At 61.5% G+C, this 18,347-nt stretch carries 16 protein-coding genes; 12 read left to right on the top strand and 4 right to left on the bottom strand.

Annotation, left to right across the window (positions count from 1 at the left end; all coding sequences use genetic code 11):
* The first annotated feature begins 49 nt into the window (after positions 1 to 49).
* From dnaQ to AC1RMX_RS25375, 3 genes are all read left to right on the top strand, one after another.
* The gene (gene dnaQ, locus AC1RMX_RS25385; RefSeq protein WP_096820536.1) at positions 50 to 808 is read left to right on the top strand and encodes a DNA polymerase III subunit epsilon; all 759 of its coding nucleotides are present in this window, start codon (positions 50 to 52) and stop codon (positions 806 to 808) included.
* A gap of 154 nt (positions 809 to 962) precedes the next feature.
* Positions 963 to 3,218 (top strand): Orn/Lys/Arg family decarboxylase, encoded by a 2,256-nt coding sequence (locus AC1RMX_RS25380; protein ID WP_096820537.1) that lies wholly within the window; start codon positions 963 to 965, stop codon positions 3,216 to 3,218.
* 14 nt (positions 3,219 to 3,232) lie between these two features.
* Complete coding sequence (locus AC1RMX_RS25375) at positions 3,233 to 3,847, top strand: GNAT family N-acetyltransferase (protein WP_096820538.1); 615 nt, start codon at positions 3,233 to 3,235, stop codon at positions 3,845 to 3,847.
* Here AC1RMX_RS25375 and AC1RMX_RS25370 read toward each other — a convergent pair.
* Together AC1RMX_RS25370 and AC1RMX_RS25365 are read right to left on the bottom strand one after the other, a co-directional pair.
* Positions 3,813 to 4,706 carry a LysR substrate-binding domain-containing protein gene (locus tag AC1RMX_RS25370; RefSeq protein WP_493073394.1) on the bottom strand — a complete coding sequence of 298 codons (894 nt, stop codon included), beginning with the start codon at positions 4,704 to 4,706 and terminating at the stop codon, positions 3,813 to 3,815. The two genes, AC1RMX_RS25375 and AC1RMX_RS25370, sit on opposite strands and share 35 nt — an antisense overlap.
* A gap of 85 nt (positions 4,707 to 4,791) precedes the next feature.
* Positions 4,792 to 5,028 carry a hypothetical protein gene (locus AC1RMX_RS25365; RefSeq protein ID WP_085733066.1) on the bottom strand — a complete coding sequence of 79 codons (237 nt, stop codon included), beginning with the start codon at positions 5,026 to 5,028 and terminating at the stop codon, positions 4,792 to 4,794.
* A 185-nt stretch (positions 5,029 to 5,213) separates the two neighbouring features.
* Here AC1RMX_RS25365 and AC1RMX_RS25360 point away from each other — a divergent pair, with 185 nt between their 5' ends.
* The 3 genes from AC1RMX_RS25360 (at position 5,214) to AC1RMX_RS25350 (ending at position 8,341) form a co-directional block, all read left to right on the top strand.
* A complete protein-coding gene (locus AC1RMX_RS25360) occupies positions 5,214 to 5,774 on the top strand; it encodes an NADPH-dependent FMN reductase (protein WP_096820540.1) in 561 nt (186 codons plus the stop codon).
* A 114-nt stretch (positions 5,775 to 5,888) separates the two neighbouring features.
* A complete protein-coding gene (locus tag AC1RMX_RS25355; RefSeq protein ID WP_493073393.1) occupies positions 5,889 to 6,992 on the top strand; it encodes a DUF2855 family protein in 1,104 nt (367 codons plus the stop codon).
* A 65-nt stretch (positions 6,993 to 7,057) separates the two neighbouring features.
* Positions 7,058 to 8,341: an arsenic transporter gene (locus tag AC1RMX_RS25350; protein ID WP_192560470.1), complete on the top strand. Its 1,284-nt coding sequence runs from the start codon at positions 7,058 to 7,060 to the stop codon at positions 8,339 to 8,341.
* Here AC1RMX_RS25350 and AC1RMX_RS25345 read toward each other — a convergent pair.
* On the bottom strand, positions 8,338 to 9,288 hold the full coding sequence (locus AC1RMX_RS25345; protein ID WP_493073392.1) for a DUF1853 family protein: 951 nt from the start codon (positions 9,286 to 9,288) through the stop codon (positions 8,338 to 8,340). The two genes, AC1RMX_RS25350 and AC1RMX_RS25345, sit on opposite strands and share 4 nt — an antisense overlap.
* Positions 9,289 to 9,403: 115 nt before the next feature.
* On the opposite strand from AC1RMX_RS25345, the gene AC1RMX_RS25340 reads away from it, so the two are divergent.
* The 6 genes from AC1RMX_RS25340 to pepN are packed head-to-tail and all read left to right on the top strand — an operon-like array spanning position 9,404 to position 15,917.
* On the top strand, positions 9,404 to 10,294 hold the full coding sequence (locus tag AC1RMX_RS25340; RefSeq protein ID WP_085733063.1) for an NAD(+) kinase: 891 nt from the start codon (positions 9,404 to 9,406) through the stop codon (positions 10,292 to 10,294).
* The gene (locus AC1RMX_RS25335) at positions 10,291 to 11,265 is read left to right on the top strand and encodes a metallophosphoesterase (protein ID WP_371858325.1); all 975 of its coding nucleotides are present in this window, start codon (positions 10,291 to 10,293) and stop codon (positions 11,263 to 11,265) included. The genes AC1RMX_RS25340 and AC1RMX_RS25335 overlap by 4 nt, the downstream gene beginning before the upstream one ends.
* A complete protein-coding gene (locus AC1RMX_RS25330; RefSeq protein ID WP_102621882.1) occupies positions 11,262 to 12,131 on the top strand; it encodes a rhomboid family intramembrane serine protease in 870 nt (289 codons plus the stop codon). The genes AC1RMX_RS25335 and AC1RMX_RS25330 overlap by 4 nt, the downstream gene beginning before the upstream one ends.
* Before the next feature lie 30 nt (positions 12,132 to 12,161).
* On the top strand, positions 12,162 to 12,422 hold the full coding sequence (locus AC1RMX_RS25325) for a YeaC family protein (RefSeq protein WP_007956913.1): 261 nt from the start codon (positions 12,162 to 12,164) through the stop codon (positions 12,420 to 12,422).
* Entirely contained in the window at positions 12,419 to 13,249 is an 831-nt protein-coding gene (locus AC1RMX_RS25320; protein WP_493073391.1) for a DUF2797 domain-containing protein, read from the top strand. Before AC1RMX_RS25325 ends, AC1RMX_RS25320 begins: the two co-directional genes overlap by 4 nt.
* 10 nt (positions 13,250 to 13,259) lie before the next feature.
* The gene (gene pepN / locus AC1RMX_RS25315) at positions 13,260 to 15,917 is read left to right on the top strand and encodes an aminopeptidase N (RefSeq protein WP_096820547.1); all 2,658 of its coding nucleotides are present in this window, start codon (positions 13,260 to 13,262) and stop codon (positions 15,915 to 15,917) included.
* A gap of 66 nt (positions 15,918 to 15,983) precedes the next feature.
* Here pepN and katG read toward each other — a convergent pair whose 3' ends face one another.
* Positions 15,984 to 18,257 carry a catalase/peroxidase HPI gene (katG, locus tag AC1RMX_RS25310; protein ID WP_493073389.1) on the bottom strand — a complete coding sequence of 758 codons (2,274 nt, stop codon included), beginning with the start codon at positions 18,255 to 18,257 and terminating at the stop codon, positions 15,984 to 15,986.
* Between the last annotated feature and the right edge of the window lie 90 nt (positions 18,258 to 18,347).

The following is an 18,347-nucleotide window of genomic DNA, read 5'->3' as shown; positions in this document are numbered from 1 at the left end:
GTTAACATCGCCGCTTTTGCACGATTGACCCGTTGAGAGCTGAACACTGATGGCCACCAGATCCGTTGTACTCGATACCGAAACCACCGGCATGCCGGTGACCGATGGTCACCGGATCATTGAAATCGGTTGCGTCGAGCTGATCGGTCGGCGCCTGACGGGCCGGCACTTTCACGTTTACCTGCAACCGGACCGCGAGAGTGACGAAGGCGCGATCGGCGTCCACGGCATCACCAACGAATTTCTGGTCGGCAAACCGCGTTTCGCCGAAGTGGCCGATGAGTTCTTCGAGTTCATCAACGGCGCGCAACTGATCATCCATAATGCGGCGTTCGACGTTGGCTTCATCAACAACGAATTCGCGCTGATGGGTCAGCAGGATCGTGCCGATATCACGCAACACTGCTCGATCCTCGACACCCTGATGATGGCCCGGGAGCGTCACCCGGGTCAGCGCAACAGCCTCGATGCCCTGTGCAAACGCTACGGCGTCGACAACTCCGGCCGTGAGCTGCACGGCGCATTGCTCGACTCGGAGATTCTCGCCGACGTCTACCTGACCATGACCGGTGGCCAGACCAGCCTGTCGCTGGCTGGCAATGCGTCCGACGGCAACGGGACCGGCAACGGTGCGGATAACTCCGCCACCGAAATCCGCCGTTTGCCGGCGGATCGTCAGCCAGGGCGGATCATTCGCGCCACCGAAGCCGAGCTGGCCGAACACCAGGTGCGCCTGGAAATCATCGCCAAGTCGGCCGGCGCCCCGGCGCTGTGGACTCAGCTGCTGGAAGCCGAAGCCCAGGCGTAAAGCACAAAGGATCGTCCGAACGCCCTGGCCGCGTTCGGACGATCCTTTGTTTTTGGCAGTACTGACAACTGGCCACCCTCGCCACATCCGCTCCGACCCTCTACCCTGAGGACATTGGCAGATCACTCTCCGCCGCCTCAGGACACTGAGCCCCATGTACAAAGATCTGAAGTTCCCGGTGTTGATCGTCCACCGCGACATCAAGGCCGATACGGTTGCCGGCGAACGCATTCGCGGCATCGCCCATGAACTGGAGCAGGAAGGTTTCAGCATCGTTTCGGCCACGGACTACACCGAGGGCCGGCTGGTGGCATCGACTCATCATGGTCTGGCGTGCATGTTGATCGCCGCCGAAGACGCGAGCACCAATTCCCATTTGTTGCAGAACATGGCCGAACTGATCGGTCTGGCCCGGGTGCGGGCGCCGGACTTGCCGATCTTCGCGCTCGGTGAGCAGGTCACTTTGGAGAACGCCCCGGCCGATGCCATGGCCGAACTCAATCAGTTGCGCGGCATTCTCTATCTGTTCGAAGACACGGTGCCGTTTCTCGCCCGCCAGGTGGCGCGGGCAGCGCGCAAGTATCTGGATGGATTGCTGCCGCCGTTCTTCAAGGCGTTGGTGCAGCACACGGCCGATTCCAACTATTCCTGGCACACCCCCGGCCATGGCGGCGGCGTTGCGTATCACAAAAGCCCGGTAGGGCAGGCGTTTCACCAGTTCTTCGGTGAAAACACCCTGCGTTCGGATTTGTCGGTGTCGGTGCCGGAGCTGGGTTCGCTGCTCGATCACACCGGGCCGTTGGCCGAGGCAGAAGCAAGGGCTGCGCGCAATTTCGGCGCCGATCACACCTTTTTCGTGATCAATGGCACCTCGACCGCCAACAAGATCGTCTGGCATTCCATGGTCGGGCGCGACGATCTGGTGCTGGTGGATCGCAACTGCCACAAGTCGGTGTTGCATGCGATCATCATGACCGGGGCGATTCCGCTGTACCTGTGCCCGGAGCGCAACGAGCTGGGGATCATCGGCCCGATTCCGCTGAGTGAATTCAGCCGCGAATCGATCCAGGCCAAGATCGACGCAAGCCCGCTGACCAAGGGGCGGGAGCCGAAAGTCAAACTCGCGGTGGTCACTAACTCCACCTACGACGGCCTGTGTTACAACGCCGAACTGATCAAGCAGAGCCTGGGCAACAGCGTCGAAGTCCTGCATTTCGACGAAGCCTGGTACGCCTATGCGGCGTTTCACGAATTCTTTGCCGGACGCTACGGCATGGCCACCTCGCGCAGCGCCGACAGTCCGCTGGTGTTCACCACCCATTCCACACACAAATTGTTGGCGGCGTTTAGCCAGGCTTCGATGATTCATGTGCAGGACGGCGGTGCGCGGCAACTGGACCGTGACCGGTTCAACGAAGCGTTCATGATGCACATCTCGACGTCGCCGCAGTACAGCATCATCGCCTCGCTGGACGTGGCCTCGGCCATGATGGAAGGCCCGGCCGGTCGTTCGCTGCTTCAGGAAACCTTCGATGAAGCCCTGAGCTTTCGCCGGGCGCTGGCCAATCTGCGTGGGCACATCGACGCCAACGACTGGTGGTTCTCGATCTGGCAGCCGCCGGGTGTCGAGGGCATCGATCGGGTGCAGACCGAAGACTGGCTGCTGAAACCCGAAGCGGACTGGCACGGCTTCGGCGAGGTCAGCGATGACTACGTGCTGCTCGATCCGATCAAGGTCACCCTGGTGATGCCAGGCCTGACCGCTGGCGGCGCGCTGAGCGACAAGGGGATTCCGGCGGCGGTGGTCAGCCGTTTCCTCTGGGAGCGCGGGCTGGTGGTGGAGAAAACCGGGCTGTATTCGTTCCTCGTGCTGTTCTCGATGGGCATCACCAAGGGCAAGTGGAGCACGCTGTTGACCGAACTGCTGGAGTTCAAGCGCAGCTACGACGCCAACGTCAGCCTCGACACCTGCCTGAAGTGTGTCGCCCAGGAAGCCCCGGCGCGCTATCGCGGCATGGGCCTGCGCGATCTGTGTGATCAGCTCCACGCCTGTTACCGCAGCAACGCCACCGCCAAACACCTTAAACGCATGTACACCGTGCTGCCGGAAATCGCCATGAAACCGGCCCATGCCTACGATCAACTGGTGCGCGGCGAAGTCGAGGCGGTGCCGATCGATGAGCTGGACGGCCGGGTCGCGGCGGTGATGCTGGTGCCGTATCCGCCGGGAATTCCGTTGATCATGCCCGGCGAACGTTTTACCGAATCCACTCGGTCGATCATCGATTACCTGAAATTTGCCCGCACGTTCGATGCGAGTTTTCCGGGATTCGTGGTCGATGTGCACGGACTGCAACACGAAGATGAGGGCAATGGACGGCACTACACCGTCGATTGCGTCAAGGAATGAGGGCGTTTCCCAGTATGCAACCGGTCATGAATCCAAAATACCCAGGGCTGTCGGTGCGCGTCGCCGACGATGGCTTTGCCGCTTATATCTGGGGCAGCGATTTCAGTTTCGAGGTCGCGGCCTATGGCGCGGCCGAAATCGGCAAGCCCGTCGCGCAGTGGAGCGTGACGCCCATCGTGCCGTACCGCAAGTGCTACGGCATCGATCCCGAGGAGTTCAGCAGTTTTCGCGATGCCGCCGACAGTGCGATTTTCATGGCGTATCTGGAAGATCAGCCAGTGGGGCATCTGGTGATCAGCACCAACTGGAACGGTTTTGCTCACATCGATGAACTGGCGGTGCATGCGCCGGCTCGGCGTCACGGTGTGGCCAAGGCATTGCTGGATGTGGCGCAGTTCTGGAGCCGCAAGAAAAAACTGCCGGGGATCATGCTCGAGACCCAGAACAATAACCTCGGTGCCTGTCGTTTATATGAGCGTTGCGGTTATGTGGTCGGTGGCATCGACCATCTGCGTTATCGCGGCATCGACCCGAACACCGCCGAAGTGGCGTTGTTCTGGTATCGAATATTCGATAATCCGCTGGAAAACCTGGTCAGCTCGCCAGCATCGCCGCGGCTTGTTCCGTGACAATGCCGAGCAAGGTTTGGACGGATGTTGGCGGCGCCGCGTGTTTGAAGGTCAGCGCATAAAGACTGATCGGCACCGCCGGTGACAGCGGGCAGACATCGAGGCCACCAGCGCGGGCGCCGAGTGCGGTGAACGGGTCAACGATGGCTAGGCCTTCACCGGCCTCGACCATGCTGCGCATCATCTGATGGGTCTGCACCCGGGTCTGGATGCTAGGCGCCGGGCGCAAGGCCTGGAGCTTGTGTTCCAGCGCCGGGCTCAACGGGTCCTGGCCTTCGAGGCCGACCATCGCCTGGCCTGCCAGGTCCTGCAGCGAAATGTACTTTTGCTTCGGTTGCAGCCAGCCGTGGGGGGCGAGCAATTGCAGCTTGCCTTGCGCCAGCACCTGGCAATCGATATCGGGGTGTTCAGGGTCGTGCAGGCTCAGGCCCAGATCGCTCTCGCGCAGCAACAGGCTGCGAACGATGTGGCGGGTGGGCTCGCTGAGCAGGGAGCAGGGGACGTCCGGAAGTCGTCGGCGCAATGCGGCGAGGCTTTGCGGCAACAGCTGCTGGGCCAGCGGCGGGGTGCCGATGATTCGCAGAGGCGGGGCGAGGTATTGCTTGAGGCTGCTGGCCAGCCGTTGCACCGGCTCCAGCGCGTCATAGATGTGGGCGATTTCGACTTGCAGCGCACGGGCTTCGGCCGTGGCCTGAAGCCGTCCGCGTACGCTGGCGAACAGCATGAACCCCAGCTGACTCTCGGCTTCGCGCAACCGCTCCTCGACATCGCCCGTCGGCAATTGCAGCCATTCGGCGGCGGTGCCCACGTGACCCGTCTGTAAAAGCGCCTGAATCACCTCGATATGACGTAAACGCATGCGTGAAGTCCATGTCCGGCCGTTGGGGTCAGTGGCTGAATCCTACCCCAACTCGGCGCGGATGACTTCTGCTCATAACAATCGGTTATGAAGCGACAGTCGGCTCGGGTTCGCGAATCAACGTGATGCCCGACTGAACCAGCAGGAACTCGTTGTCATCGACTTTGTTGACGCGATCGCCAATCGCCAGTTTGTAGGTTGTAACGGGCTCCATGCCGGTGAAACCGTCTGCCGACGGGTTGGATTCCTGGAACTCATGCACGGAATAAACGCGGCCTTCCGCATCTCTTGCATGGAACTGACCGACGAGTACTGCTGCCATCTGCTTAGAACCTCTGGAGATAAAACGCTTGATTTGCGGCTTGGTAGACCGTCATCGAGCTCGGTAAGTTTTCCTACAGGAAAAAAATAATCCGGACGCGGGAAATATCCCTCGTCGTCTGGTGGAATCGTCGCCGGATCATCTATAACTACAGGCTCCTCCCACGGACAGTCGAGAGTCTTCACATGAGCAATGTCTATAACGTCGCTGTAGTCGTCGGCAGCCTGCGCAAAGCCTCGATCAATCGCAAGGTCGCCCTGGCGCTGGCGGAACTGGCGCCGGCCAACCTCAAGCTGAACATTGTCGAAATTGGCGATCTGCCACTCTATAACGAAGACATCGACGGCGATTCACCGCCGGCAGCCTACAGCACTTTCCGTCAAAAAGTGGGTTCATCCGACGCGGTGCTGTTTGTCACACCGGAGTACAACCGTTCGGTACCAGCACCGTTGAAGAACGCGATTGACGTCGGCTCGCGGCCTTATGGCAAGAGTGTCTGGGGCGGCAAGCCGGGCGCAGTGATCAGCGTTTCGCCAGGTGCCATCGGCGGTTTTGGCGCCAACCAGCATTTACGCCAGTCCTTCGTTTTCCTCAACGTGCCGTGCATGCAGCAGCCGGAAGCCTACCTGGGCGGTGCCGGCACCGCGTTCGATGAAGCGGGCAAGTTGAACGAGTCGGTCAAACCGTTCCTGCAAAGTTTCATCAACGCCTATGGGCAGTTTGTGGAACAGCACAAGAAAGTCTGAAGCGTTCAATTCCGCCCCAGGCCATGATCGGTCATGCCTCGATGGTGTTTTCATCGGGGCGCATGGCCCGTGACGTTTGCGCCCCCGCCACTCTACGCAGCAGGAATCCGAGCGATGCAAAGTCCGATCACTGTCACGCGACTGGTGACCCGTAAAAGTGCACTCGACCAGAGCCGAATCGAGCAGGAACAGCGCAGTTCAGTGGCGGCGGACGGCGAGGTGATCCTGAAAGTCGACCGTTGCGCCCTCACCACCAACAATATTTCCTACGCTGCATATGGCGATTCGATGCACTACTGGGCGTTCTTTCCGACAGGACTGGCTGAATGGGGCCACATTCCAGCCTGGGGTTTCGCCGATGTGATTGCTTCCCGCGTCGAAGGCGTGGCGGTCGGCGAACGGTTTTATGGTTACTTGCCGCTGGCCAGTCATGTCTGGGTGCGCCCCGAGCGGGTCACCGGGCGTGGTTTCCATGACGGCACGGAACATCGGCAGACGCTGAGCTCGGTTTACAACCAATACACCCGCTGCAGCAAAGACACGTATTACCGCCCAGCGACAGAAAACCTGCAGATTCTGCTCAAGCCGCTGTTCTTGACGTCGTTGATGTTGGCGGATTTCCTTCAGGACAATCGGTTCTTCGGCGCAAGCCGTGTGGTGTTTTCCAGTGCTTCGAGCAAAACCGCCTACGGTACGGCGGTGTGTCTGGCCGGCCATCCGAGGCTCGAATGTGTGGCATTGACGTCGGCCGGTAACAAGGTCTTTGTCGAAAGCCTGGGCTGCTATGGCCGGACGCTGTCTTACGCAGAGTTGTCGGCGCTGGCCAATGATCGTTCGACGCTTTATGTGGATTTTTCCGGCGACCTGGGTTTGCGCGAGCAGGTGCATCAGCATTTCGCCGATCACCTCGTCTACAGCTGTTTTGTTGGCTCATCGCACACCACCGATGAAGCAGAACTGGGCGCCGTCGAAGGGCTGCGACCGGTGTTTTTCTTTGCCCCGATCCAGATTCGCAAGCGCAGCATCGAATGGGGAGCGGAGCGCGTGAACCGGTACGTCGGCGAAGGTTTGCAGCGGTTTTATCGACAGGTCAGCGCACCGACTGACCCTCTGTTGCAGGTCGTGGAGAGTTACGGCCTTGAGGCAGCACAGAGCGTGATTTCTCGTCTGTTTCATGGTCACATCGCACCGGTGGAGGGGCACGTGATTCGACTGTGAGTTGACGGACGGGCAGGGTGCGCTTCCTCGATACCCATTCTGCCCCTGATCGAAGGTCGCTCTGCATGCTCACGGCTTCACTGATTTTCCTGCTGACCATCACCCTGGTGATCTGGCAACCCAAAGGCCTCGGGGTCGGCTGGAGCGCGACGTTCGGCGCGATTCTGGCGCTGATCTTCGGTGTAGTGCACCTGAGCGATATTCCGCTGGTGTGGCAGATTATCTGGAACGCCACCGGCACTTTCGTGGCCCTGATCATCATCAGCCTGCTGCTCGACGAAGCGGGGTTCTTTGCCTGGGCTGCGTTGCACGTGGCGCGGTGGGGGCGGGGCAGCGGGCGCAAGCTGTTTGCCTTCATGGTGTTGCTCGGTGCGCTGGTGTCGGCGTTGTTCGCCAATGACGGCGCGGCGTTGATCCTCACGCCCATCGTGATTTCCATGCTGCTGGCGCTGCGCTTTTCCCCGGCAGCGACCCTGGCGTTCGTCATGGGTGCCGGTTTCATTGCCGACACCGCGAGCCTGCCGCTGGTGGTGTCGAACCTGGTCAACATCGTCTCGGCCGACTTCTTTCACATCGGTTTCAATCGCTATGCGGCGGTGATGGTGCCGGTCAACTTCGTCAGCGTCGCCGCCACGCTGGCGGTGTTGTTATGGTTTTTCCGCCGCGACATCCCGAAAGACTACGACCCTGAACAGCTCGAACATCCGGAATCGGCGATTCACGACAAAGCCACGTTCTACGCCGGTTGGGCGGTGTTGCTGATTTTGCTGGTGGGCTGTTTTGCCCTGGAGCCGTTGGGCATTCCGATCAGTGCGATCTCGGCCGTGTGTGCGGCATTGCTGCTGGGCATTGCCGCTCGCGGGCACAAGATCTCCACGCGCAAGGTGATGAAAGAGGCACCGTGGCAGATCGTGATTTTCTCGCTGGGCATGTATTTGGTGGTCTACGGACTGCGCAATGCCGGGCTCACGGATCATCTGGCCGGCTGGCTGGATGTCTTTGCCGGGTACGGCGTCTGGGGCGCAGCCATGGGCACCGGCGTGCTGACGGCGCTGTTGTCGTCGATCATGAACAACCTGCCGACGGTGCTGATCGGGCTGTTGTCGATTGATGCCAGCCAGGCGACCGGTGTCGTGAAAGAGGCGATGATCTACGCCAACGTGATCGGCAGCGACCTGGGGCCGAAGATCACCCCGATCGGCAGTCTGGCGACCTTGCTCTGGCTGCATGTGCTGGAGCGCAAGGACATCCGGATCGGCTGGGGGTATTACTTCAGGGTCGGGATTGTGCTGACGGTGCCGGTGTTGCTGGTGACGCTGGCCGCGCTGGCGCTGCGGTTGACCGTCTAACTCTGCCCGGGCACGTTCGGCCACAGATCCGATACCAGGAACAGCCGTTCGGCCTCTTCCCAGTCGCCCCGGGCATTTTCGGTCAAGCGCACCATCAACTGTGCCGGGGCCAGCGGTTCGAGTTCATCGAGCCAGGCCTGCAAATGCTCGTGGCACCAGGTCTGGTCCGCCGGGTAATGCGCCGGCGCCAGCCACGCATGGCGGGGCAGGGGTTGCCAGCGTCCGGCCGGGCGCTGGGCGACAAATGCCGGCCAATCCTTTTGATGCAACCAGCTGCCGCGCAGGTGCTGCGGATGGGCGCCGTTCGGTGGCTCGGATTGCCCGGGCCATGGATACAGCAGATAACCGCCCAGCCACAACTGCGCACTGAACGTTCCGACATCCAGCGCCGCCAGCGCTTCGCGGCTTTCCGGGCGGGCGGAGATCGGCAACTGGTGTTCGCTCAGGTGGGCCAGTTTGCGGTCCAGTCGATCATGGCAACCCGGGCCGAGCCACTGCGCCGGATCACGGCCGTCACCGTTCTGCGGGCCGAGGTAGAGTTTTATCGCCAGCTCCAGGTGATGCACGCCGTCGCGGTCGCGCAGCAGCATGTCGAGTTCGCCGAGGGTGTGGCCCTCGCGGCGGATCGGCAGGTTGGCGGCGATCAGTTCGATCCCCGGTGCATGCTCGACGGCGAACTGCCAGAGGCGTTCGTAATACAGGCCCAGACGCCGGGTGCGGGCCTGGGACAGCCAGTGGAGCAGGCCGTAGCTGTCGCGGTCGAGCTCATGCAGCCAATGCGCCAGCCGTTCGGGATCGCGCACCCAATCGCTGCCGGCCAATGGATGGCGTTGTGGCCACGGCGTGGCGGCGAGCATCGGCGGGGCGAGGATCACCCACGCCAGATCGCGCACCTCAGGGTGACGCAATTGGTGGGGCAACTGGAGCAAATCGGGAAATAGGATCATCTTGCGAGCATAGCCTCAAACACGGTCGCCCCCTCGGGGCTGAAAGGATTTTGTCTATCCGGCGCTTTCGCCCATAATCGTCGTTTTCGCCGTTGCAGCCCCCCGCAGGAGTCCCATGGAGCAATTTCGTAATATCGGCATCATCGGTCGCCTGGGCAGTTCCCAGGTGCTGGATACCGTCCGCCGACTGAAACGGTTTCTGCTCGATCGTCACCTGCATGTGATCCTCGAAGACACGATCGCCGAAGTCCTGCCCGGTCATGGCCTGCAAACTTCCTCGCGCAAGATGCTCGGCGAAGTCTGTGACATGGTCATCGTCGTCGGCGGTGACGGCAGCCTGCTCGGCGCCGCCCGGGCACTGGCCAAACACAATATTCCGGTACTGGGCATCAACCGTGGCAGCCTTGGCTTTCTGACCGATATACGTCCCGATGAGCTGGAAGTCGAAGTCGCCAAGGTGCTTGACGGCCATTATCTGGTGGAAAACCGCTTCCTGCTGCAAGCCGAAGTTCGCCGCCACGGCGAAGCCATCGGCCAGGGCGACGCGCTGAACGACGTGGTGCTGCACCCCGGCAAGTCGACACGGATGATCGAATTCGAGCTGTATATCGACGGGCAGTTCGTCTGCAGCCAGAAAGCCGACGGCCTGATCGTCGCCACACCGACCGGTTCCACGGCGTATGCGCTGTCGGCCGGTGGCCCGATCATGCATCCCAAGCTCGACGCCATTGTGATCGTGCCGATGTATCCCCATATGTTGTCCAGCAGGCCGATTGTGGTCGATGGCAACAGTGAGCTGAAAATCGTCGTGTCCAAAGATATGCAGATTTACCCGCAAGTTTCCTGTGACGGGCAGAACCACTTCACCTGCGCGCCGGGCGACACCATCACTGTCAGCAAGAAAGCGCAGAAGCTGCGGCTGATCCATCCGCTCGACCACAACTATTACGAAGTGTGCCGTACCAAGCTCGGCTGGGGCAGCCGCTTGGGGGGTGGAGGCGAGTGATGCTCGATCCCGCGCGTGGTTACGATCTGATCGGTGACGTGCACGGTTGCGCTCTGACCCTTGAGCACCTGCTCGACCGGCTCGGCTATCACAAACAGGCAGGCGTCTGGCGGCACCCCTCGCGTATGGCGGTGTTCGTCGGCGACATCATCGACCGTGGCCCGCGGATTCGCGAGGCGCTGCACATCGTCCACGACATGGTCGAGGCCGGTCAGGCGCTGTGCATCATGGGCAACCACGAGTTCAACGCGCTGGGCTGGAGCACGCCGGCGCCTCCGGGCAGCGGCAAGCAGTTCGTGCGTGAGCACACGCCGCGCCATGCTCGTCTGCTGCACGAAACTCTGACCCAGTTCGAAGACCATCCTGGCGACTGGCACGACTTCCAGCAGTGGTTCTACAAACTGCCGCTGTTCGTCGACGCCGGACGCTTCCGGGTCGTGCATGCCTGCTGGGATGCCGGCCTGATCGAGCCGTTGCGCGCGCTGTTCCCCGATGGCTGCATCGATGAACACTTCCTCCAGGCGTCGGCCGTGCCGGGCAGTTTCGCCTGCACTGTGTTCGATCGCCTGCTGCGCGGCACCGACATGCGCCTGCCCGATGGCCTGACCATGACCAGCGGCGACGGCCTGGTGCGTTCGTTCTTCCGCACCAAGTTCTGGGAAGACGACCCGCAGACCTACGGCGACATCGTGTTCCAGCCCGACGCACTGCCGGAGCCGGTGGCGCAGAAGCCGCTGACGTCCAGCGAAAAGAATTCCCTGCTGCGTTATGGCGTCGATGAGCCGTTGCTGTTCGTCGGCCACTACTGGCGCAGCGGCAAACCGGCGCCGATCCGCCCGAACCTCGCGTGCCTGGATTACAGCGCGGTGCTCTACGGCAAACTGGTGGCCTATCGTCTGGATCAGGAAACCCGCCTCGATCCGCATAAATTTGTCTGGGTCGATGTCGAGCGGCCGGAGGTGCTGCGATGAGCGCGGTAGCGGTATTGCGTCTGCCATTGGCGGCGGACCTGAGCGGTTTCGTCAAACTGCTGCAACGGATGCAGGTGCCTCACCGCGTCAGCGAAGAGTCGGGCGAGCAAGTGCTGTGGGTGCCGTCGGAAATCAGCGATGACGTGCGCTCGCTGTACGAGCGCTTCCCGGCAGGTGACCCGGAGCAGCAACTGGATATTCCGGTAGCGCCGACGTTCAAGCGTCCGAGCTTCGCCGAACAACTGAAACACGCCAAGGCCACCGGGTTCATTCTGTTGTTGAGCCTGCTGGTCGGCGGGCTGACGTATCTGGGCGACAACCTCGACACGATGCGTTGGCTGACCTTCCTCGATTTTCGCGTAATCGGCGACTACATCCACTTCACGCCATTGGCCGACAGCCTGGCGGCGGGGCAGTGGTGGCGTCTGTTCACGCCGATGCTGATTCACTTCGGCATCCTGCACCTGGCCATGAACGGCATGTGGTACTGGGAACTGGGGCGGCGTATCGAGTCGCGCCAGGGCAGCGTCAACCTGATCGGCCTGACGTTGCTTTTCAGTCTGGTGTCGAACTATGCGCAGTTTGCGTGGAGCGGCCCGAGCCTGTTCGGCGGTCTGTCCGGCGTCCTTTACGGCTTGCTCGGTCACTGCTGGATCTTCCAGTTGCTGGCGCCGAACCCGGCCTATCGCCTGCCGCGCGGCGTGCTGGTGATGATGCTGGTGTGGTTGCTGGTGTGCATGTCCGGGCTGATCTCGATGATCGGCTTCGGCGAAATCGCCAACGCCGCCCACGTCGGCGGGTTACTCATCGGATGCTTCACCGGTTTGTTGGGCGGCTTGTATAACCGCCGTAAACTGGCCGCCTGAATTTTTTGGATAAAGAGCACGGAGACCCTGATGTCCTCTTTTAACGACCTGATCAAGAACATCACCCCGGATATCTACCAGAGCCTGAAACTGGCCGTAGAGATCGGCAAATGGTCCGACGGCGGCAAACTCACCGCCGAGCAGCGTGAACTGTCGTTGCAGGCGATGATCGCCTGGGAAATGCAGAACCTGCCCGAGGAAGAACGCACCGGTTACATGGGCCCGCAGGAGTGCGCGTCGAAGTCGATCGAAGTGCCGAACATCCTGTTCAAGTCGGACGCCATCCATTGATCGAGATTGGCCGCGGTGCAATCAGCAAAATGTCGGCGCGCCTGGACGGGCCGAACGTGCAATACGCGTTTCGTCTGGATGACGTCGAGGTGCCGGTCAACCCGTTGATCGGCACGACGGTGCGTCTGGAATATCTGGGGGCGATTCACTGCACCCATTGCGGGCGCAAGACCAAGACCAGTTTCAGTCAGGGTTATTGCTACCCGTGCATGACCAGACTGGCCCAGTGCGACGTGTGCATCATGAGTCCGGAGCGCTGCCACTTTGACGCCGGTACCTGCCGGGAACCGGAGTGGGGCGAGAAGTTCTGCATGACCGACCACGTTGTCTACCTGGCCAATTCGTCGGGGATCAAGGTCGGCATCACCCGCGCCACCCAGCTGCCGACCCGCTGGCTCGATCAGGGTGCCAGTCAGGCGCTGCCGATCATGCGCGTCGCCACGCGGCAGCAGTCCGGTTTCGTCGAAGACCTGTTCCGCAGTCAGGTGGCCGACAAGACCAACTGGCGCGCCTTGCTCAAGGGCGACGCAGCGGCGGTGGATCTGGAGCAGGTGCGCGATCAACTGTTCGACAGCTGCGCCGAAGGTCTGCAAGGCTTGCAGGAACGTTTCGGTCTGCAGGCGATTCAGCCGGTGACCGACGTCGAGCCGCTGGAAATCCGTTACCCGGTCGAGCAGTACCCGGCCAAGATCGTCAGCTTCAACCTGGACAAGAACCCGATTGCCGAAGGCACGCTGTTGGGGATCAAGGGTCAGTACCTGATCTTCGACACCGGCGTGATCAACATTCGCAAGTACACGGCCTATCAGCTCGCCGTGCATCAATAAGGACTTCAGCATGCGCACCGAACAACCGAAGATGATTTACCTGAAGGACTATCAGGCGCCCGAGTACCTGATCGATGAAACACACCTGACCTTCGAGTTGTTCGAGGACCACAGTCTGGTCCACGCGCAACTGGTGATGCGCCGCAACCCGGCCCGTGGCCCGGGCCTGCCGCCGCTGGTGCTCGATGGCCAGCAGCTGGAGTTGCTCTCGGTGACCCTGGCAGACCAGGAACTGAGCGCTGACGATTACCAACTGACCGAGAACCACCTGACCCTGCAGCCGGCCAGCGAAACCTTCACGGTCGACACCAGCGTCAGGATCCACCCGGAAACCAACACCGCACTGGAAGGCCTGTACAAGTCCGGCACGATGTTCTGCACCCAGTGCGAGGCCGAAGGTTTCCGCAAGATCACCTATTACCTCGACCGCCCGGACGTGATGAGCAAGTTCACTACCACCGTGGTCGCCGAGCAGCACAGCTATCCGGTGCTGTTGTCCAACGGCAACCCGATTGCCAGCGGCCCCGGCGAAGACGGCCGCCACTGGGCGACCTGGGAAGACCCGTTCATGAAACCGGCTTACCTGTTCGCGCTGGTGGCGGGTGACTTGTGGTGCGTTGAAGACAGCTTCACCACCATGACCGAGCGCAACGTGGCGCTGCGCATCTATGTCGAGCCGGAAAACATCGACAAGTGCCAGCACGCCATGAACAGCCTGAAGAAGTCGATGCGCTGGGACGAAGAGGTCTACGGTCGCGAGTACGATCTGGACATCTTCATGATCGTCGCCGTGAACGACTTCAACATGGGTGCCATGGAGAACAAAGGCCTCAACATCTTCAACTCCAGCGCCGTGCTGGCCCGCGCCGAAACCGCCACCGACGCCGCGCATCAGCGGGTCGAGGCGATCGTCGCCCACGAATACTTCCACAACTGGTCGGGCAACCGCGTGACCTGCCGCGACTGGTTCCAGCTGTCGCTGAAGGAAGGCTTCACCGTATTCCGCGACGCCGGTTTCTCTTCCGACATGAACTCGGCCACGGTCAAGCGCATTCAGGACGTGGCGTACCTGCGTACCCATCAGTTCGCCGAAGATGCAGGTCCCATGGCCCACGCCGTACGCCCGGACAGCTTCATCGAGATTTCCAACTTCTACACCCTGACCGTGTACGAAAAGGGCTCGGAAGTGGTCGGCATGATCCACACCCTGCTGGGCGCCGAAGGCTTCCGCAAGGGCAGCGATCTGTACTTTGAACGTCATGACGGCCAGGCCGTGACCTGCGACGACTTCATCAAGGCCATGGAAGATGCCAACGGCGTCGACCTGACCCAGTTCAAGCGCTGGTACAGCCAGGCCGGTACGCCGCGTCTGGCGGTGAGCGAGTCGTACGATGCCGCCGCGAAAACCTACAGCCTGACCTTCCGCCAGAGCTGCCCGGAAACCCCGGACAAGGTTGAAAAACTGCCGTTCGTGATCCCGGTGGAACTGGGTCTGCTCGACAGCAAGGGCAATGAAATCGCCCTGCGTCTGGCTGGCGAAGCCTCGGCCCAAGGCACTACCCGAGTGATCTCGGTAACCGAAGCCGAGCAGACTTTCACCTTCGTCGACATCGCCGAACAGCCGCTGCCGTCCTTGCTGCGTGGTTTCTCGGCGCCGGTGAAACTGAGCTTCCCGTACAACCGCGACCAATTGATGTTCCTGATGCAGCACGACAGCGACGGTTTCAACCGCTGGGATGCCGGTCAGCAACTGTCGGTGCAGGTGCTGCAAGAGTTGATCGGCCAACAGCAGAAGGGCGAAAGCCTGGTGCTCGATCCACGTCTGATTTCCGCTCTGCGCACTGTGCTGGCTGACCAGACGCTGGATCAGGCGATGGTCGCGGAAATGCTCTCGCTGCCAAGCGAGGCGTACCTGACAGAAATCAGCGAAACCGCCGATGTCGAGGCGATCCACACCGCTCGCGAATTTGCTCGTCAGCAACTGGCGGACAACCTGTTCGAAGCCCTGTGGCAGCGTTATCAGGCCAACCGCGAGCTGTCGAAAAAGACCCCGTACGTGGCCGAAGCCGAGCATTTCGCCCGTCGCGCGCTGCAGAACATCGCGCTGTCGTACCTGATGCTCAGCGGCAAGCCAGAAGTGCTGGCGGCAACACTGGAACAGTTCGACGCCTGTGACAACATGACCGAGCGCCTCACCGCGCTGGCGGTGCTGGTCAACTCGCCGTTCGAAGACGAGAAGGCCAAGGCGCTGGCCAGTTTCGCCGAGCACTTCAAGGACAACCCGCTGGTCATGGATCAGTGGTTCAGCGTGCAGGCCGGCAGCACCTTGCCGGGCGGTCTGGCACGGGTCAAAGCCCTGATGCAGCACCCGGCGTTCAACATCAAGAACCCGAACAAGGTGCGTGCACTGGTCGGCGCTTTCGCCGGGCAGAACCTGATCAACTTCCACGCGGCGGATGGTTCGGGCTATCGCTTCCTCGCGGATCTGGTGATCGAGCTGAACGGCTTCAACCCGCAGATCGCTTCGCGCCAATTGGCGCCGTTGACTCGCTGGCGCAAGTACGACAGCGCTCGTCAGGCGTTGATGAAAGCGGAGCTGGAGCGGATTCTGGCGTCGGGTCAGTTGTCCAGCGATGTGTACGAGGTGGTCAGCAAAAGCCTTGCCTGAAGTCTTTTCAGGGCAATAAAAAACGCCGCTCAATGAGCGGCGTTTTTGTGGGTGGGTAAAAAGCCCTTATTGGCGCAGATCAAACCGATCCAGGTCCATCACTTTCGCCCACGCGGCAACGAAGTCGTTGACGAACTGTTCCTTCGCATCGGAACTGGCATACACCTCCGCCAGTGCGCGCAGTACCGCGTTGGAACCGAACACCAGATCGACCCGGGTTGCCGTCCATTTCACGCCGCCGGTCTTGCGATCGCGACCTTCGAACTCATCCGCCGCTTTGGACGTTGGTTTCCACTCCACGCCCATGTCCAGCAAGTTGCGGAAGAAGTCGTTGGTCAGGGTGCCGGGTTTGTCGGTGAACACCCCGTGCTTCGTCTTGCCGACGTTGGTGTCCAGCACGCGCAGGCCACCGACCAGTACCGTCAGTTCCGGCGCCGAGAGCGTCAGCAGTTGTGCCTTGTCGATCAGCAACGCTTCGGCCGGTACGCGGTAAGTGTTGGCGGCGTAGTTGCGGAAGCCGTCGGTGTGCGGTTCAAGGAAGCCGAACGACTCGACGTCGGTCTGCTCCTGAGTCGCATCGGTACGGCCGGGCGAGAAGGGCACTGTGACCGAATGCCCGGCGTTTTTCGCCGCCTGTTCGACCCCGGCATTGCCGGCCAGCACGATCAGGTCCGCCAGCGAGACTTTCTTGCCCGACGCCCCGGCGTTGAACTCGTTCTGAATGCCTTCGAGGGCTTTGAGCACCTTGTCCAGTTGTTCGGGTTGGTTGGCCTGCCAGAAGCGTTGCGGTGCCAGACGCAGACGTCCGCCGTTGGCGCCGCCGCGTTTGTCCGAACCACGGAAGGTGGACGCGGACGCCCAGGCGGTGGAGACCAGTTCCGAAACGGACAGCCCCGACGCCAGCACTTTGCCTTTCAGTGCCCTGATATCGCTGTCGTCGACCAGTGGATGGTTGGCCTCGGGGATCGGGTCTTGCCACAGCAACTCTTCCTGCGGCATTTCCGGGCCGAGATAGCGTGACAGCGGGCCCATATCGCGGTGGATCAGCTTGTACCAGGCGCGGGCGAAGGCGTCGGCCAGTTGATCGGGATTGGCCAGGAAGCGCCGTGAGATCTTCTCGTAGGCCGGGTCGAAGCGCAGGGCCAGGTCGGAGGTGAGCATGGTCGGGTCGGTGCGCTTGTTCGGGTCATGAGCATGGGGAATGGTGCCGGCCCCGGCGCCGTTTTTCGGTTTCCACTGGTGGGCGCCGGCCGGGCTCTTGGTCAGTTCCCACTCGAAGCCGAACAGGTTTTCCAGGTAGTTGTTGCTCCATTGGGTCGGGGTGGTGGTCCAGGTCACTTCCAGGCCGCTGGTGATGGTGTCGCCACCCTTGCCGGTGCCGAAGGTGCTTTTCCAGCCCAGGCCTTGTTCTTCCAGGCCGGCGGCTTCCGGTTCCGGCCCGACGTTATCGGCAGGGCCGGCACCGTGGGTCTTGCCGAAGGCGTGACCGCCGGCGATCAGGGCGACGGTTTCTTCGTCGTTCATGGCCATGCGGGCGAAGGTTTCGCGGATGTCTCGGGCCGAGGCCACCGGATCGGGATTGCCCTCGGGGCCTTCCGGGTTAACGTAGATCAGGCCCATCTGCACGGCGGCGAGCGGGTTTTCCAGATTGCGTTCGCCCTGGTTGGTGCGGCTCTGTTCATGGCCGTGCTCGGCGGGTTCGGCGACCAGCGTGCCGTCGCCCGGATCCTGCATGGCTTCGGGGTGTTTGCCGTAACGGGTGTCACCGCCCAGCCATTTGTTTTCCGAACCCCAGTAGACGTCTTCGTCCGGCTCCCACACATCGGGCCGGCCGCCGGAGAAACCGAAGGTCTTGAAACCCATGGATTCCAGCGCGACGTTGCCGGTGAGGACGATCAGGTCGGCCCAGGAAATGTTGCGGCCATATTTCTGTTTGATCGGCCACAGCAGGCGCCGGGCCTTGTCGAGGCTGACGTTGTCCGGCCAGCTGTTGAGCGGGGCGAAGCGTTGCTGGCCGGAGCCGGCGCCGCCACGGCCGTCAGCGGTGCGATAGGTGCCGGCACTGTGCCAGGCCATGCGGATGAAGAGCGGGCCGTAGTGGCCGAAGTCGGCAGGCCACCAGTCCTGGGAGTCGGTCATCAGCGCCGTCAGGTCGCGTTTCAGGGCCTGGAAATCCAGGCTTTTGAAAGCCTTGGCGTAGTCGAAGTCCTTGCCCAGCGGATCGGAGGCGGGCGAGTGCTGACTCAGGATTTTCAGGTTCAGTTGATTCGGCCACCAATCGCGGTTCGTCGTGCCACCGCCGGCGGCGTGATTGAACGGGCATTTCGATTCATTTGCCATGTTCGGGTCCTTATCAGGTCTTCTGCGGCCGGCTCGTGCCGACTTCGGATTAGTAAGGCTAGACCCGACTGGGAATGTCAGCTAATAGGC

The organism is Pseudomonas sp. GW822-FHT03F04 (genome assembly GCF_058801405.1).
Note: the sequence above shows the minus strand (reverse complement) of the source record. Positions and strands in the feature narration are given on the sequence as shown.

Coding starts and splice junctions, on each gene's coding strand:
- dnaQ (WP_096820536.1), top strand. CDS start 50: ATGGCCACCAGATCCGTTGTACTCGATACCGAAACCACCGGCATGCCG.
- AC1RMX_RS25380 (WP_096820537.1), top strand. CDS start 963: ATGTACAAAGATCTGAAGTTCCCGGTGTTGATCGTCCACCGCGACATC.
- AC1RMX_RS25375 (WP_096820538.1), top strand. CDS start 3,233: ATGCAACCGGTCATGAATCCAAAATACCCAGGGCTGTCGGTGCGCGTC.
- AC1RMX_RS25370 (WP_493073394.1), bottom strand. CDS start 4,706: ATGCGTTTACGTCATATCGAGGTGATTCAGGCGCTTTTACAGACGGGT.
- AC1RMX_RS25365 (WP_085733066.1), bottom strand. CDS start 5,028: ATGGCAGCAGTACTCGTCGGTCAGTTCCATGCAAGAGATGCGGAAGGC.
- AC1RMX_RS25360 (WP_096820540.1), top strand. CDS start 5,214: ATGAGCAATGTCTATAACGTCGCTGTAGTCGTCGGCAGCCTGCGCAAA.
- AC1RMX_RS25355 (WP_493073393.1), top strand. CDS start 5,889: ATGCAAAGTCCGATCACTGTCACGCGACTGGTGACCCGTAAAAGTGCA.
- AC1RMX_RS25350 (WP_192560470.1), top strand. CDS start 7,058: ATGCTCACGGCTTCACTGATTTTCCTGCTGACCATCACCCTGGTGATC.
- AC1RMX_RS25345 (WP_493073392.1), bottom strand. CDS start 9,288: ATGATCCTATTTCCCGATTTGCTCCAGTTGCCCCACCAATTGCGTCAC.
- AC1RMX_RS25340 (WP_085733063.1), top strand. CDS start 9,404: ATGGAGCAATTTCGTAATATCGGCATCATCGGTCGCCTGGGCAGTTCC.
- AC1RMX_RS25330 (WP_102621882.1), top strand. CDS start 11,262: ATGAGCGCGGTAGCGGTATTGCGTCTGCCATTGGCGGCGGACCTGAGC.
- AC1RMX_RS25325 (WP_007956913.1), top strand. CDS start 12,162: ATGTCCTCTTTTAACGACCTGATCAAGAACATCACCCCGGATATCTAC.
- pepN (WP_096820547.1), top strand. CDS start 13,260: ATGCGCACCGAACAACCGAAGATGATTTACCTGAAGGACTATCAGGCG.
- katG (WP_493073389.1), bottom strand. CDS start 18,257: ATGGCAAATGAATCGAAATGCCCGTTCAATCACGCCGCCGGCGGTGGC.